15 protein-coding genes are annotated in these 14,848 nt (G+C 70.2%); 9 read left to right on the top strand and 6 right to left on the bottom strand.

The features are described from left to right. Positions 1-150 precede the first annotated feature (150 nt). The 3 genes from OG580_RS16900 to OG580_RS16890 all read left to right on the top strand — a co-directional run bounded on the left by OG580_RS16900 (position 151) and on the right by OG580_RS16890 (position 3,388). Complete coding sequence (locus tag OG580_RS16900; protein WP_267044512.1) at positions 151-1,272, top strand: peptidoglycan DD-metalloendopeptidase family protein; 1,122 nt, start codon at positions 151-153, stop codon at positions 1,270-1,272. A 122-nt stretch (positions 1,273-1,394) separates the two neighbouring features. Next, entirely contained in the window at positions 1,395-2,693 is a 1,299-nt protein-coding gene (locus OG580_RS16895; protein ID WP_267044511.1) for an ATP-binding protein, read from the top strand. Further along, complete coding sequence (locus tag OG580_RS16890; RefSeq protein WP_267044510.1) at positions 2,690-3,388, top strand: response regulator; 699 nt, start codon at positions 2,690-2,692, stop codon at positions 3,386-3,388. Before OG580_RS16895 ends, OG580_RS16890 begins: the two co-directional genes overlap by 4 nt. Positions 3,389-3,455: 67 nt before the next feature. On the opposite strand, the gene OG580_RS16885 is transcribed toward OG580_RS16890, so the two are convergent. From OG580_RS16885 to OG580_RS16875, 3 genes are all read right to left on the bottom strand, one after another. Next, positions 3,456-4,382 (bottom strand): Yip1 family protein, encoded by a 927-nt coding sequence (locus OG580_RS16885; RefSeq protein ID WP_267044509.1) that lies wholly within the window; start codon positions 4,380-4,382, stop codon positions 3,456-3,458. A 216-nt stretch (positions 4,383-4,598) separates the two neighbouring features. Then, positions 4,599-6,848: a (Fe-S)-binding protein gene (locus tag OG580_RS16880; RefSeq protein ID WP_267044508.1), complete on the bottom strand. Its 2,250-nt coding sequence runs from the start codon at positions 6,846-6,848 to the stop codon at positions 4,599-4,601. 131 nt (positions 6,849-6,979) lie between these two features. Continuing rightward, a complete protein-coding gene (locus OG580_RS16875; RefSeq protein WP_267044507.1) occupies positions 6,980-7,468 on the bottom strand; it encodes a sugar transferase in 489 nt (162 codons plus the stop codon). 278 nt (positions 7,469-7,746) lie between these two features. On the opposite strand from OG580_RS16875, the gene dnaK reads away from it, so the two are divergent. Genes dnaK through OG580_RS16855 form a run of 4 tightly spaced genes read left to right on the top strand, consistent with a single transcriptional unit; the run spans position 7,747 to position 11,900 of the window. Next, on the top strand, positions 7,747-9,588 hold the full coding sequence (gene dnaK, locus OG580_RS16870; protein ID WP_267044506.1) for a molecular chaperone DnaK: 1,842 nt from the start codon (positions 7,747-7,749) through the stop codon (positions 9,586-9,588). Beyond that, positions 9,585-10,244: a nucleotide exchange factor GrpE gene (gene grpE / locus OG580_RS16865; RefSeq protein ID WP_267044505.1), complete on the top strand. Its 660-nt coding sequence runs from the start codon at positions 9,585-9,587 to the stop codon at positions 10,242-10,244. The genes dnaK and grpE overlap by 4 nt, the downstream gene beginning before the upstream one ends. 30 nt (positions 10,245-10,274) lie before the next feature. After that, a complete protein-coding gene (dnaJ, locus tag OG580_RS16860; protein WP_267044504.1) occupies positions 10,275-11,453 on the top strand; it encodes a molecular chaperone DnaJ in 1,179 nt (392 codons plus the stop codon). Between the two features lie 3 nt (positions 11,454-11,456). Beyond that, positions 11,457-11,900 (top strand): helix-turn-helix domain-containing protein, encoded by a 444-nt coding sequence (locus OG580_RS16855; protein WP_015034631.1) that lies wholly within the window; start codon positions 11,457-11,459, stop codon positions 11,898-11,900. Between the two features lie 145 nt (positions 11,901-12,045). On the opposite strand, the gene OG580_RS16850 is transcribed toward OG580_RS16855, so the two are convergent. Together OG580_RS16850 and OG580_RS16845 are read right to left on the bottom strand one after the other, a co-directional pair. Then, positions 12,046-12,519 (bottom strand): hypothetical protein, encoded by a 474-nt coding sequence (locus tag OG580_RS16850; RefSeq protein WP_267044503.1) that lies wholly within the window; start codon positions 12,517-12,519, stop codon positions 12,046-12,048. 5 nt (positions 12,520-12,524) lie between these two features. Continuing rightward, the gene (locus tag OG580_RS16845) at positions 12,525-13,508 is read right to left on the bottom strand and encodes a helix-turn-helix transcriptional regulator (RefSeq protein WP_267044502.1); all 984 of its coding nucleotides are present in this window, start codon (positions 13,506-13,508) and stop codon (positions 12,525-12,527) included. Between the two features lie 238 nt (positions 13,509-13,746). Here OG580_RS16845 and OG580_RS16840 point away from each other — a divergent pair, with 238 nt between their 5' ends. Then, complete coding sequence (locus OG580_RS16840; RefSeq protein ID WP_267044501.1) at positions 13,747-13,947, top strand: hypothetical protein; 201 nt, start codon at positions 13,747-13,749, stop codon at positions 13,945-13,947. After that, entirely contained in the window at positions 13,944-14,264 is a 321-nt protein-coding gene (locus tag OG580_RS16835; RefSeq protein WP_267044500.1) for a (2Fe-2S)-binding protein, read from the top strand. Before OG580_RS16840 ends, OG580_RS16835 begins: the two co-directional genes overlap by 4 nt. Before the next feature lie 104 nt (positions 14,265-14,368). Here OG580_RS16835 and OG580_RS16830 read toward each other — a convergent pair whose 3' ends face one another. Beyond that, the gene (locus OG580_RS16830; RefSeq protein ID WP_267044499.1) at positions 14,369-14,773 is read right to left on the bottom strand and encodes a pyridoxamine 5'-phosphate oxidase family protein; all 405 of its coding nucleotides are present in this window, start codon (positions 14,771-14,773) and stop codon (positions 14,369-14,371) included. Positions 14,774-14,848: the final 75 nt, after the last annotated feature.

Genomic DNA, 14,848 nt, shown 5'->3' with positions numbered 1-14,848 from the left:
TCGTACGCCGACAACCCAACGAATGAGCGGAATCGGATCTTCAGTCCCGCGCTTTCGTTGGGTTGTCGGTGCCGGGGCGAGCGGCTGGGATGAGCGGGTTCGTGATCTTCCGAAAGAACTCGCCCGTCGAGACCGGCACAGGGAGAAGCGTTGACCGAGAACGAGGCACTGCACCGTTGCGGCGGTGGCCAGGGCTGCCACCACGTCCCGGCGGGCGTGAGCCGGCGCAATCTGCTCCGCGGCGCGGTGGCGGGCGGTGGGGCGCTGGCCGTCGGCGGGATCGTCCTGCCCACGAGCGCTCATGCCGCCCCGGTGTTCTACAACCCGTTCACCGCGTATGCCATCACGGACCCGTGGAACCCGCCGGAGCACAACGGCGTCGACTTCGCGATGGCCGTGGGGACCGCGCTTCCCGCCCCGGCCTCGGGAACGATCGAGAACATCCCCTACAACGGCTCCGCCGGGCACACCGTCAGCATCCACCACGGCGACGGATACCGCAGCCAGTACCTGCACCTGTCGCAGTTCCGGCTGAGCAACGGCACCTCCGTGTCCGCCGGGACGATCGTCGGGTACTCCGGCGGCGCGATGGGGTCCGACGGCTCGGGCAACTCGGACGGGCCGCACCTGCACTGGCACGTCGTCAACCCGAGCGCTGTCAGGCAGAGCCCCTACGACTTCATGGGATCCGGGCCCACGCCGCCCCCCGCCCAGGGCGAGGGACTGACGCTGCAGAAGATCGCCGGCGCCGGCGGCTACACCGGAGCCCTGGACGGCGTGCCGGGCACCTACACCTGGAGGGGCGTGCAGCAGGTCGTCACGGGCTACGGCTACACCGGTCCGGTCGACGGCGCGCCCGGCACGTACACGTACATGGCGTTCCAGCGGATGGCCTACAAGGGCGGGTACGGCGGCACGATCAACGGTGTGATGGACGCCAACACCTGGAAGGGCGTCCAGACCATCTGCCGGCGCTTCGGTTACAGCGGTCCGATCGACGGCGCCCCGGGGCCGAACACGTACGCGGCGGTGCAGCGGATCGCCAAGCTCGGCGGGTACACCGGCCCGGCCGACGGCGTGATGGGCCCCAACTCGTGGAAGGGCCTGCAGAGGCTGTTCACCGGCTTCGGGTACACCGGCCCGATCGACGGCGCCCCCGGCAAGAACACGTACATGGGGCTCCAGCGCATGGCCCAGCTCGGCGGCTACGGCGGCCCGGTCGACGGCATCCCCGGGGACTACACCTGGGCGGCGCTCGCCAAGCTCGTCTGATACGTCCCCTCTCGTCCAACTCTCCAAGGGCAGGGTCTCTTTCCGAGGCCCTGCCTTTAGGCATGCCGCTCAACTATCTTCATCGTGCGTGCCGGAAGGCTGCCCCGGAGCCGAGGAGGACGATGAGGATCCGTAGCGGGCTGTGGCGGGTCGCCGAACTGCCCACCACCAAGGCGGGTGTCGAGCGGGCCTTCTCGTACTTCACCGCCGGGGTACGCCTCGGTACGGTCGCGCAGATGGTCCCCGCCGTACAGCTCGGCGCGGCCAGGGCGCCGCACGAAGGCGCCTACCTCGCGTGCTGGGGCGCGGCGGCGCTCGCCTCGACCGTGGTGAGCGTGGTGGTGCTGGTGCGCCGGAGGCCGCTGGGGACGCTCGCGTCCGCGCTGGACTTCGCGCTGGCGTGCACCCTGCTCGTACTCGGCCCGCTGGTCCTCGCGCCCTGGGACCGCTTCGGCACCTGGACCGCGTTCCAGCCGGGGTACGCGCTCTGCGTCATCATCACGGCCGGAGGCGTGCGCGGCCTCGGCCTCTGGGCGGCCAGCCTGCTCGCCGTCTCCCTCTCCTACGTCGTCTATCTGGGCGGCGACGTGGGCGTCGACATGGCCTCGACCGCCGTCGGCAACGTCCTCACCTACGTCGTGTACGCGCTGGTCGCCCGCATGTTCTTCGGGTACACCCGGCGCATCGCGCACGACGCCGACGCGTCACGCGCGCGTGCCGCGGAGCTGGCGCGGCGCGAGGAGGAACGCCGGGCCCAGGTGATGATGCACAACGGCGTCGCCGTCATGCGCCTGCTCACCGAGCAGGGGGACGACGTCTCCCGCGCCCGGCTCGTCGGCCAGGCGGAGGTGGAGCTCCGGCGCATGCGGTCCTACCTGCGGGGCGGGGAGGTGTACGCCGCCGACGTCGCCGGGCCCTCGGTGGGGCTCACCGCGCTGGTCAGGCGGGTGTGCGACCGCTTCGCCGACCTGAACGTCACCGCGTCTCTCGACCTCGGCGCCGGCCTGCGGATTCCCACCGCGCAGGCGGAGGCGCTCGAGCGCGCCTTCGAGAGCGTCCTGCTGAACGTCCGGGCGCACGCCCGCGCGCACGAGGTGGTGGTACACCTCGACGGAGACGGATCCGGCGACGGGGGAGGCTCCGGGGTGGCCGGGAGCGGGGCCTGTTCCGGGGGCTGGACGCTGACCGTGCACGACGACGGCGTCGGGTTCGACCCGGCGTCGGCGACCGCCGGGGTCGGGCTGCGCGAGGTGGTCGTCGGCGAGCTGCGCCGACGGGGCCTCATGGTCGGGATCGAGTCCGCCGTGGGCGAGGGAACGACCGTGACGGTCCACTCCCGCCCGGGGCCGGAGGCCGGGACGACGGGTCCCGCGGGCCCTGCCGGTCCGACCGTACGGGCCGCCTTCGCGGACGCCTCATGAGGCCCGCGGTGGCGGTCGTCGACGACGCGTCACTGATCCGCGAGTCGTTCGGCCTGCTCATGCCCGGGCTCGACGTCGTCGCCGCGGTCGCGACGGTGGAGGAGCTCGTGCGCCGCGCACCCGTGGCCGACGTCGTCCTGCTCGACCTGCACCTCGCCAACCTCGAACGGCAACCCGACGTCCGCCAGGGCATCGCCGCCATCCGCACCCTGACCCGCCACGGCTACCGCGTCTGCGTCTACAGCCAGGAGGAACGCCGGTTCGTGCTCGCGGCCTGCGTGGCGGCCGGCGCCGTCGGCATCGTCTCCAAGGCGCTGCCGCGCGAGCAGGCCGAGCGGCTCTTCCTCGACGTCGCCGCCGGCGGCACCGCCGTACCGCAGCCGGTCGTCGGCATCCTGGAGGTCCTCGTCCGGCGCGACTGCATCACGCTGCTCAGCGAGCGCCAGCGCCAGATCCTGCACGGCCGGGCCCGCGGGCTGAGCTACGCCCAGGTCGCGCGGCAGCTGTTCGTGAGCGAGACGACGCTGCGTGGCTACTGGCACGACCTGACCCGGTCGCTGTCGGAATCGCTGCGCAGCCTCACCCCCGGGGAGATCGAGCGGGCGCTCGGGCTCGCGCCGGGCGACCTCCTGGAGTTCTGGGCGGACGGGACGGACGACCGCAAGGAGTGGTGGCGCATCGGCCGGAGCCGCTGAACGGACGGGAGGCCCCCATCGCCGTGCGAGGGGGGCCTCCGGTGCGTCCGTACGCGGGGGTACGCCGTTACAGCGTGCCCAGCTTGATCAGGCTCAGCAGGGCCACCAGCTGGATCGCCGACGCGCCCAGCGCCTTCGGCCACGGCAGGTCGTGCGAGCGGCTCACCATCAGGGTGAGGAGGGCTCCGAGCGCCAGCCAGGTCAGCCAGCCGACGACCTGGACGAGACCGTTCTCGCCGCCCAGGAAGAGCGCGAAGACGAGCCGGGGCGCGTCGGTGATCGACATGATCAGCATCGACAGGCCCACGGTCGGCTGCCAGGAGCCGTCGCCGCCGAGCTGGCGGGCGAGCGTGTGCGTGACCGCGCCGAGGATCAGTCCGCCGACGACGAAGCCGAGGGCCGTCATCAGGACGTACGGGATCGCCGTCGACAGGGTCGCGTTGATCGCCTCGTCGCGCGCCTTGTCGAAGCCGAAGATCGCGAGCAGGCCGTAGAGGAACGTGACGATCAGCGCCGGGCCCCAGACGGCGTGGTCCCGCATCCGGAGGAAGGTGTCCGCCGGGCGCAGCACGATGCCGCTCAGGAGCGCCTTCCAGGGGAGGCGGGGGCCCGTGGGCGCGGGGGGCGCCTGGTATCCGGCGGCGCCGCCGTACGGGTCGTCGACGCTGAACATCTGCGTGTGGCCCGGGTTGTTCGCCGTGCCGGGGTGCGGCTGCTGCGACCGCGGCTGCTGCCCGTGGGGGTCCCCGAAGTACTCCGGCTCCCCGTACGGCTGCTGCGACTGCCCCTGCGGGCCGCCGTACTGACCGCCGTACTGACCGCTCTGCGGACCGCCCTGCTGACCGCCGTACTGGCCGCTCTGCGGGGGCCACTGCTGCTGCTGCGGGTACGGCGGCGGGGCCGCGTCGTACCCGTAGGGCGCCTGCTGCGGTTGCTGCTGCTGTTGCTGCGGGGGGCGGTTGTCCCGGCCGCGTCCGTTCCTGAATCCAGCCACGCCCTTGAACGTACCCGCTCCGGCTGTGGGGGCGCTCGTCCGGCCGAGCCTTGCCACTGAGCTGTGACATCCCCTAAGGGATCCCCAGGGGACGGCGGGGCCGTGACATGGCTGGTGGGCAGGCGCGCGGACGCTGTGACAAGTCCGGCGTACCACCTCAAACGGAGAGGGCCGCCCCGCGATCACGCGGGGCGGCCCTCTCTCACGTACGGACCCTTACGCGGCCGGCTCCGGCTCCGGCTCGGGCTCCGGCTCCGCCGGGGCCTTCACCGAGTCGAGGAGCAGCTGGGCCACGTCCACGACCTGGAGGTTCTCCTTCGCCTTGCCCTCGTTCTTCTTGCCGTTGACGGAGTCCGTCAGCATGACGAGGCAGAACGGGCAGGCGGTGGAGACGATGTCCGGGTTGAGGGACAGGGCCTCGTCGACGCGCTCGGTGTTGATGCGCTTGCCGATCCGCTCCTCCATCCACATCCGGGCACCACCGGCGCCGCAGCAGAAGCCGCGCTCCTTGTGGCGGTGCATCTCCTGCTGGCGCAGGCCGGGGACGGCGGACATGATCTCGCGCGGCGGCGTGTAGACCTTGTTGTGACGGCCCAGGTAGCAGGGGTCGTGGTAGGTGATGAGGCCGTCGACCGGGGTCACCGGGACCAGCTTGCCCTCGTCGATGAGGTGCTGGAGCAGCTGGGTGTGGTGGATGACCTCGTACTCGCCGCCGAGCTGCGGGTACTCGTTGGCGATGGTGTTGAAGCAGTGCGGGCAGGTCGAGACGATCCGCTTCGCCGACTTCGGCTTCTTGGTCGACTCGTCCTCGTCGTCCTCGCCGAACGCCATGTTCAGCATCGCGACGTTCTCCTGGGCGAGCTGCTGGAACAGCGGCTCGTTGCCGAGGCGGCGGGGGGAGTCACCGGTGCACTTCTCGTCGCCGCCCATGATCGCGAACTTGACGCCCGCGATGTTCAGCAGCTCGGCGAAGGCCTTGGTGGTCTTCTTGGCCCGGTCCTCCAGGGCGCCGGCGCAGCCGACCCAGTACAGGTAGTCGTACTCCGAGAGGTCCTCGACGTCCTTGCCCACGATCGGGACCTCGAAGTCGACCTCCTTGGTCCACTCGACGCGCGCCTTCTTGGCGAGGCCCCAGGGGTTGCCCTTCTTCTCCAGGTTCTTGAGCATCGTGCCCGCCTCGGACGGGAACGCGGACTCGATCATCACCTGGTAGCGGCGCATGTCGACGATGTGGTCGATGTGCTCGATGTCGACCGGGCACTGCTCGACGCAGGCGCCGCAGGTGGTGCAGGACCACAGGACGTCCGGGTCGATGACGCCGTTCTCCTCGGCGGTGCCGATGAGGGGGCGCTCGGCCTCGGCGATCGCGGAGGCGGGGACGTCCTTGAGCTGCTCGGGCGTCGCCTTCTCGTTGCCCTCCATGTCCTTGCCGCCGCCTGCGAGCAGGTACGGGGCCTTGGCGTGCGCGTGGTCGCGCAGCGACATGATGAGGAGCTTCGGGGAGAGCGGCTTGCCGGTGTTCCAGGCGGGGCACTGCGACTGGCAGCGGCCGCACTCGGTGCAGGTGGAGAAGTCGAGGATGCCCTTCCAGGAGAACTGCTCGACCTGGGAGACACCGAAGACGGCGTCCTCGGCCGGGTCCTCCCAGTCGATCTCCTTGCCGGCGGTCGTCATCGGTTGGAGCGCGCCGAGGGCGGTGGAGCCGTCGGAGTTCCGCTTGAACCAGATGTTCGGGAAGCCGAGGAAGCGGTGCCAGGCGACACCCATGTTGGTGTTGAGCGAGACCGTGATCATCCAGGTGAAGGACGTGACGATCTTGAGCGCCGCGACGAAGTAGGTCAGGTACTGGATCGTGCTCAGGCTCAGGCCGTCGAGCAGCGCGATCAGCGGGTACGAGGCGAAGAAGCCCGGCTCCCAGCTGGTCACGTGGTGCTGGACGCCTTCGAGGGCGCGGAGCGTCATGATGCAGGCGCCGACGATCAGGATGACGGCCTCGACGAAGTACGCCTGGCCCGTCTTGGAGCCGGTGAAGCGGGACTTGCGGCCCGCCTTGGTCGGCTTGCTCAGCTGCCGGATCACGATGAGCGTCACGATGCCGAGGACGGTCATCAGGCCGAGGAACTCGGTGAAGATCTCGTACGGCAGCCAGTCACCGATGATCGGGATCAGCCAGTCGGCCTGGAACAGCTGGCCGAAGGCGTTGACGATCGTCAGGAGCAGTGCGAAGAAGCCCACCGCGACGAACCAGTGCGCGACGCCGACGATGCCCCAGCGGTTCATCCGGGTGTGGCCGAGGAACTCCTTGGCCAGGGTGATGGTGCGCTGCGTGGGGTCGCCGGTGCGCGTGCCCGCGGGGACGGGCTGACCGAGCCGCACGAAGCGGTAGATCTGCACGGTGGCACGGCCGAACAGCGCGACGGCCACCACCGTGATGACGATCGACACGACGATCGCGGCGAGTTGCATGAAGGGCTCCTCGGGCGGGCCTCGCGGGCCTACTACTCGCGGGCCTACTAAGCGGTAACTTATTGAGTCCGTGCTGAGATTACCGGGTCACGGCCCCGCGCTGTAGCGGCACTCACGGTGATCTGTGTCGCTCAGGCAAACCTTGCCGCGCGACGCCTGCGGACTGCAGGAAGCGTACGCGCCAGGATGGTCAGGTCCATTCCGAGCCAGTGGTGGTCCACATAGTGGAGGTCGAGCAGCTCGCGCTCCTCCCACGGCAGTTCCGAGCGTCCGCTGATCTGCCACGGACCGGTGAGCCCCGGTCGTACGGAGAGCCGGCGGCGTCCCTCGCCCGCGCACTCGCGGTGGGACGGGGCCAGCGGACACGGTCCGACCAGCGACATCCGGCCCCCGACGACGTGCAGCAGCAGGGGCAGCGCGGCCAGCGGGCTCTTCGTGCGGAAGGTCAGCATCGTGAAGGTGCGCCCGTCGAGCCCCGCCACCGTCCGGCGCCGCAGCACGCCGTGGCCGGGGGTCGCGCCGCCGAGCGCGACCGAGAGGGCGACGGCGACGAGGACCGGGGCGAGGGCGACCAGCAGGGCGAGTCCGCCCAGGACGTCGAAGGTGCGCTTGGCCGTCATTCCCCACACCCTTCCGAGTGAGCCGATGAGAATCATGGGATATTCGTGGGATATGCCTGCTTTGCCCGGCAAGGAGCATCCGGACTCTCTCACGCACGACCCCGCGCGGAACGGGATCGACGCGCTCGCCCTGGCCTCCGGACCCCCTTCCGGCCCCTCTTTGAGTGACGCGCCGGGCGAAGAGTTGAGCCGACTCCGCTCAGGTCTGTTGACTCGTCGAGGGGTGTCGTGCATCCTTGAGTCAGATCCACTCAAGTCAGTCAGCTGGAGGAATTGAAATGGCACGTGCGGTCGGCATCGACCTGGGCACGACTAACTCCGTCGTCAGCGTTCTGGAAGGCGGCGAGCCCACCGTCATCACCAACGCCGAGGGCGCCAGGACCACGCCGTCCGTCGTCGCCTTCGCGAAGAACGGCGAGGTGCTCGTCGGCGAGGTGGCCAAGCGTCAGGCCGTCACCAACGTCGACAGGACCATCCGGTCGGTCAAGCGCCACATGGGCACCGACTGGAAGATCGAGATCGACGGCAAGAACTTCAACCCGCAGCAGATGAGCGCCTTCATCCTGCAGAAGCTCAAGCGTGACGCCGAGGCGTACCTGGGCGAGAAGGTCGTCGACGCGGTCATCACCGTCCCGGCGTACTTCAACGACTCCGAGCGTCAGGCCACCAAGGAGGCCGGTGAGATCGCGGGCCTCAACGTCCTGCGCATCGTCAACGAGCCGACCGCGGCCGCCCTGGCCTACGGCCTCGACAAGGACGACCAGACGATCCTCGTCTTCGACCTCGGTGGCGGCACCTTCGACGTGTCCCTCCTGGAGATCGGCGACGGCGTCGTCGAGGTGAAGGCCACCAACGGTGACAACCACCTCGGTGGTGACGACTGGGACCAGCGCGTCGTCGACTACCTGGTGACGCAGTTCCAGAACGGCCACGGCGTGGACCTGGCCAAGGACAAGATGGCGCTCCAGCGCCTGCGCGAGGCCGCCGAGAAGGCGAAGATCGAGCTGTCCTCCTCCACGGAGACCTCGATCAACCTGCCGTACATCACGGCCTCCGCCGAGGGCCCGCTGCACCTGGACGAGAAGCTCACGCGCGCCCAGTTCCAGCAGCTGACCTCGGACCTGCTCGACCGCTGCAAGGTGCCGTTCCACAACGTCATCAAGGACGCGGGCATCAACCTCTCCGAGATCGACCACGTCGTTCTCGTCGGTGGTTCGACCCGTATGCCGGCCGTCGCCGAGCTCGTCAAGGAGCTGACCGGCGGTCAGGACGCCAACAAGGGCGTCAACCCGGACGAGGTCGTCGCCATCGGCGCCGCGCTCCAGGCCGGTGTCCTCAAGGGTGAGGTCAAGGACGTCCTGCTCCTCGACGTGACCCCGCTGTCCCTCGGTATCGAGACCAAGGGAGGGATCATGACCAAGCTCATCGAGCGCAACACCACGATCCCGACCAAGCGGTCCGAGATCTTCACGACGGCCGAGGACAACCAGCCGTCCGTGCAGATCCAGGTCTACCAGGGCGAGCGCGAGATCGCGGCGTACAACAAGAAGCTCGGCATGTTCGAGCTGACCGGTCTGCCGCCGGCGCCGCGTGGCGTCCCGCAGATCGAGGTCGCCTTCGACATCGACGCCAACGGCATCATGCACGTGACCGCGAAGGACCTGGGCACGGGCAAGGAGCAGAAGATGACCGTCACCGGCGGCTCCTCGCTGCCGAAGGACGAGGTCGACCGCATGCGCCAGGAGGCCGAGCAGTACGCGGACGAGGACCACCGTCGCCGCGAGGCCGCCGAGTCCCGCAACCAGGGCGAGCAGCTCGTCTACCAGACGGAGAAGTTCCTCAAGGACAACGAGGACAAGGTCCCCGGTGACGTCAAGGCCGAGGTCGAGGCCGCGCTCGTCGAGCTGAAGGAGAAGCTCAAGGGCGAGGACACCGCCGAGATCCGCACCGCCACCGAGAAGGTCGCGGCCGTCTCCCAGAAGCTCGGCCAGGCCCTCTACGCCGACGCGCAGGGCGCGCAGGCCGCGGGCGGCGAGGCCGGTGCCGGCCAGGCGCAGGACGACGACGTCGTCGACGCCGAGATCATCGACGACGAGCCCAAGAAGGGTGGTCAGGCGTGACCGAGGAGACCCCGGGCTTCGAGGAGAAGTCCGACGTCCCCTCCGGCGCCACCCCTGACGACGCCGCCGAGGCCGCCGACTCCTCCACGGAGGAGAAGGCGGCCCCGGCCGGGGACGCAAGCGACCAGAAGTCGGCCGGTACCGCGGGCCTCACGGCCCAGCTGGACCAGGTGCGCTCCGCGCTCGACGAGCGCACCGCGGACCTCCAGCGGCTCCAGGCCGAATACCAGAACTACCGCCGCCGCGTGGAGCGGGACCGGGTCACGGTCAAGGAGATCGCCGTCGCGACGCTCCTGTCCGAGCTCCTGCCCGTACTCGACGACGTCGGCAGGGCCCGGGACCACGGCGAGCTCACGGGCGGGTTCAAGTCGGTGGCCGAATCGCTGGAGACCGTCGTCGCCAAGATGGGTCTGCAGCAGTTCGGCAAGGAGGGCGAGCCCTTCGACCCGACGATCCACGAGGCCCTGATGCACTCGTACGCGCCGGACGTCACCGAGACGACCTGTGTGGCGATCCTGCAGCCCGGGTACCGGATCGGCGAGCGGACCATCAGGCCCGCCCGGGTCGCGGTGGCCGAGCCCCAGCCGGGCGCCACGCCCGGTGCCAAGGACGAGAAGGCGGCAGACGAGGAGAGCGGTGCCCCCGAAGAGGGGTGACGCAACGATCGTCCGGAAGGAGGGACGTCGATGAGCACGAAGGACTTCGTCGAGAAGGACTACTACAAGGTTCTCGGCGTCCCCAAGGACGCCACCGAGGCCGAGATCAAGAAGGCGTACCGGAAGCTCGCCCGCGAGAACCACCCGGACGCCAACAAGGGTGACGCCAAGGCCGAGGAGCGCTTCAAGGAGATCTCCGAGGCCAACGACATCCTCGGCGATCCCAAGAAGCGCAAGGAGTACGACGAGGCGCGCGCCCTCTTCGGGAACGGCGGCTTCCGGGCCGGCGGCCCGGGCGGCGGCTCGTTCAACTTCGACCTGGGCGACCTCTTCGGAGGCGCCCAGGGCGGCCCCGGCGGTGCCGGCGGCTTCGGCGGCGGCGGCATCGGGGACGTCTTCGGCGGCCTGTTCAACCGCGGGGCCGCCGGGGGTACGCGTACCCAGCCGCGCCGCGGCCAGGACATCGAGTCCGAGGTGACGCTCAGCTTCACCGAGGCCATCGAGGGCGCGACCGTACCGCTGCGGATGTCCAGCCAGCAGCCGTGCACGGCCTGTTCGGGCACCGGCGACAAGAACGGCACCCCCCGGGTGTGCCCGACCTGCGTCGGCACCGGGCAGGTCTCGCGCGGCAGCGGCGGCGGCTTCTCGCTCACCGACCCGTGCGTGGACTGCAAGGGCCGCGGCCTCATCGCCGAGAACCCCTGCGAGGTCTGCAAGGGCAGCGGGCGGGCCAAGTCCTCCCGCACCATGCAGGTCCGCATCCCGGCGGGCGTGAGCGACAACCAGAAGATCCGTCTTCGGGGCAAGGGCGCTCCGGGCGAGCGCGGCGGGCCGAACGGCGATCTGTACGTCGTGGTGCACGTCGACGACCACCCGGTCTTCGGCCGCAAGGACGACAACCTCACCGTCACGGTGCCGGTCTCCTTCACGGAGGCGGCGCTCGGCGGCGAGATCAGGGTCCCGACCCTCGGCGGCCCCCCGGTCACGCTGAAGCTGCCCGCGGGCACGCCGAACGGCCGGACCATGCGCGCCCGTGGCAAGGGTGCCGTCCGCAAGGACGGCACGCGGGGCGACCTCCTCGTGACGGTCGAGGTCGCGGTGCCCAAGGAGCTGGACGACAAGGCCCGCGAGGCCCTGGAGACCTTCCGGGAGGCGACCGCCTCCGAGGACCCCCGGGCGGAGCTGTTCCAGGCCGCGAAGGGAGCGTGACCCGTGGACGGACGCCGACGCAATCCGTACGAACTGACCGACGAGTCGCCGGTGTACGTCATCTCGGTGGCGGCCCAGCTCTCGGGTCTGCACCCGCAGACCCTGCGGCAGTACGACCGTCTCGGCCTGGTCTCCCCGGACCGCACGGCGGGCCGCGGGCGGCGCTACTCGGCCCGTGACATCGAGCTGCTCCGTCAGGTGCAGCAGCTGTCGCAGGACGAGGGCATCAACCTCGCCGGCATCAAGCGCATCATCGAGCTGGAGAACCAGGTCGCGGCGCTGCAGAGCCGGATCGCCGAGCTGTCGGCGGCGGTCGACGGCGCGGCGGCGGCGATGCGGCAGCGCGAGGCCCAGGTGCACGCCTCGTACCGGCGCGACCTGGTGCCGTACCAGGACGTGCAGCAGGCGAGCGCGCTGGTGGTCTGGCGCCCCAAGCGGGGCGAATAGCTCCGCACGACACGTACGAGGCCCCCTTCACGACCGTGGAGGGGGCCTTGTCGTACCCGGTCGTACCCGGTCGTACCCGGTCGTACCCGGTCGTACCCGGTGGTGCCCGGTGGTGCCCGGTGGTGCCCGGGCGTATCCGACGGGCTTACGGGATCAGCTCGGCCACGATGTCGCCGACGGTCTCCCACCAGGGCGCGGCGCCGGTGCCGAACGCGGCGGCGAGGGCGGCGCCGACGGCGTGGTCGAGGGGGGTCGGGTCGGCCGCCGGGTCCCAGTCGGTGTCCACGCGGCCGTCCCCGGAGGACTCCAGGGTGCCGATCCGGCGCCCGTTCCGGGTGAGCCGGCTCTCCACGTACGAGCAGGGCACGAGCCGGTAGCGGACCCCGTCGACCCGGGCGTCGACGCGGTACGAGGAGCGCAGCAGCCGCCCGCGCGCGGGCTTGAGGCGGGCCGGCTCCCCGTCGACGGTGAGTGCCAGCAGGTCGGCCTTCCGGGTCCCGATGGGGGTATGGGTGTCGGGGCGGGTTCCCGGGGCGCGTACGAGCTCCACGGTGGGCAGTCCGTACCCGGAGACCCGGAGCGTGCCCGCGGGTCCGTCGAGGTCGATCTCTACGTACACGGTCGTCAGTTGTCCCGTTCGAGGATGCCGGACTGGGCGATGAGGTAGCCGAGCTGGGCCCGGCTGCCGCTGCCGAGGGCGGTGGCGAGCTTGGCGATGTGGGCGCGGCAGGTGCGGACGTTCATGCCGAGGCGCCGGGCGATGGCCTCGTCGACGTGGCCCTCGACGAGGAGTTTGGCGATGGAGCGCTGGACGCCGCTTATCCCGTCCCTGGGATGGGTGTTGGGGAGCTGTTCGCCGAACGGGGTGGCCCGTGCCCAGGACTGTTCGAAGACGGACGCCAGGTACTCGACGAGACCGGGGTGGCGCAGTTCCAGGGCGACCTGGCGGTCCTGGCGCGCGGGGATCAGCGCCACCGAGCGGTCGATGATGATGAGCCGCTCGATGCTCTCCTCCAGGGTGCGGACCTGGAGCCGGTCCATGCCGTCCTGTTCGAGGTAGACCTGCATGCCGGGGCTGTGCCGGGCGGTGTGCTGGTAGAGCGTCCGCACGTGGACGCCGCGGTCGAGGAGCGGCTGGATCCGGTTGAGCGCGGTACTGAGGGTGTGCTCGCTGCGTCCGCCGCCGGGCTGCACGGTGAGGAGTTCCTGGGTGCACTCGGCCGTGGCCCGGCCGAGGACGGCGTCGATGCGGTGGATGCCTTCGAGGACGGTGATGGCGTGGGTGGTCGAGGGGTCCTGCGCGCTGATCGCCAGGAACTGCTCGAACGTGCTGGACAAGCCCATGGTCAGGGCCCGGCGTTCCTGTATCTCCCGCTCCAGGGGGTGGACCAGCCGGGCGAGGGCCGCCGAGGGCGGGACGGGACGGAGCCATTCCGGATCATCGGGATCCGGGTGGAGCAGATCGAGGTCCATGAGGCAGGGTGTGGCTTCTGCCTCGCTCCGTGTGATTCGTCCGATGCGCAACGCACGTGCGTACAAGTCCGATCCGGCTGTACACAGGTCGACATGCCCGTGAGGATGTGTCCCGTCTATGTCTTTTTGTGGCATTTGATCACCCCCCAGGATCCTGCATTTCAGGAACATGATGCATTGCCCTGGTGGTGTGAGCGCAAAGAGTGAGCCATCGTCTAGTACGCGGGGGAGAGGAAACCATCAAGTGAGGTCGAAGCCGCTCATGTCCAGGAAAATGCTTCGCTCGATACTTGCTTCCGTCTTTATTGGGGCGGCGGCAGTAGGAGCGCTGGCCGTCAGCGACCCGGTGTGGGACAGCGCGCCCGCCACGGTCGTGGCAGCCCCGAACGACCCGGTGTGGGACGTCGCCCCGGCAGGTCTGCTCGACCCGTCGTGGGATGTCGCCCCGGCACGCCAGAGCGACCCCGTGTGGGACGTCGCTCCGGCGGGTCAGAGCGAACCCGACTGGGGTGTCGCCCCGGCACGTCAGAGCGACCCCGTCTGGGATGTCGCCCCGGCGGACACGGAAGCATGAGCGTTCCGCCCGACGATCGCCGGTTCCGTCGGGAGATGGCCTCGGCCTACCGGTCCGGCTGGCACTTCGTCGATCTCGCCACGGCAATCCCCCACCGTGGCGACTCGCTGAAGGTGACCCTCGTCGGAGAGCCGATCGTCATCGCACGTGAGCAGGACGAGGACGTCCGCGCTTACCGCTGTCTCCGCCGTCCCCGCGGCGCCCCACAGCCGATCCGCTGTGCCATCCGGTACGGCATGATCTTCGTCAATCTCGACCAGCGGGACCACCAGCTGATCGAGCCCGAGACCATCACCGCCACCCCCCGCAGTGCCTGAGCGGTTCCCCCGTCGTTGTAGATCGCTCAGGCACTTCCCCCACACAGCGGCGCCATCGCGGACCTGAAACGCGATGGCGCCGCTGTGCTGCGCCCGCGCACTTCTCAGGCGCGGCCCATCGCCCGCGTGAGGGCGATCTCGATCACGACCCGGTCCGGGTTCGGGGCCGGCGTGCGGCCGTACCGCCCGGCGTAGCGGTCGACGGCGTCCGCGACGACCTCGGCCTCCGTACGGATGTGGGCGACGCCCTCCAGGGTGGCCCAGCGCCCCTTGTCGACCTGGCAGACCGCCACCCGCGCCCCGTCCGCGCCCGCCGCCAGGACGTTGGCGACCTTCCGGCTGTGCTTGTTGGTGATCACCCGCGCGTATCCGCCCTCGGGGTCGTACGTGACGCCGACCGCCACCACGTGCGGGGTGCCGTCCGGGCGCGGGGTCGTCAGGGTGCACATGTGGTACTCGCGCCAGAAGCTGAGGTACGAGTCGGAAGGGTTCCTCGGGTCTGTGGCCATGCCCCGGAAACTACCCGGGGGAGAACTCCCTCCGATACCTTGAGCGGAATAGGCTCAACTTTGTGTACGTTGGAA

Origin of the sequence: Streptomyces sp. NBC_00094 (assembly GCF_026343125.1) — a bacterium.
Lineage (GTDB): Bacteria > Actinomycetota > Actinomycetes > Streptomycetales > Streptomycetaceae > Streptomyces.
The sequence above is the reverse complement of the archived record's forward strand: the minus strand, read 5'-3'. Positions and strand labels throughout refer to the sequence as shown.

Coding starts and splice junctions, on each gene's coding strand:
- OG580_RS16835 (WP_267044500.1), top strand. CDS start 13,944: ATGAGCGTTCCGCCCGACGATCGCCGGTTCCGTCGGGAGATGGCCTCG.
- OG580_RS16875 (WP_267044507.1), bottom strand. CDS start 7,468: ATGACGGCCAAGCGCACCTTCGACGTCCTGGGCGGACTCGCCCTGCTG.
- dnaK (WP_267044506.1), top strand. CDS start 7,747: ATGGCACGTGCGGTCGGCATCGACCTGGGCACGACTAACTCCGTCGTC.
- OG580_RS16895 (WP_267044511.1), top strand. CDS start 1,395: ATGAGGATCCGTAGCGGGCTGTGGCGGGTCGCCGAACTGCCCACCACC.
- OG580_RS16830 (WP_267044499.1), bottom strand. CDS start 14,773: ATGGCCACAGACCCGAGGAACCCTTCCGACTCGTACCTCAGCTTCTGG.
- OG580_RS16880 (WP_267044508.1), bottom strand. CDS start 6,848: ATGCAACTCGCCGCGATCGTCGTGTCGATCGTCATCACGGTGGTGGCC.
- dnaJ (WP_267044504.1), top strand. CDS start 10,275: ATGAGCACGAAGGACTTCGTCGAGAAGGACTACTACAAGGTTCTCGGC.
- OG580_RS16890 (WP_267044510.1), top strand. CDS start 2,690: ATGAGGCCCGCGGTGGCGGTCGTCGACGACGCGTCACTGATCCGCGAG.
- OG580_RS16845 (WP_267044502.1), bottom strand. CDS start 13,508: ATGCCACAAAAAGACATAGACGGGACACATCCTCACGGGCATGTCGAC.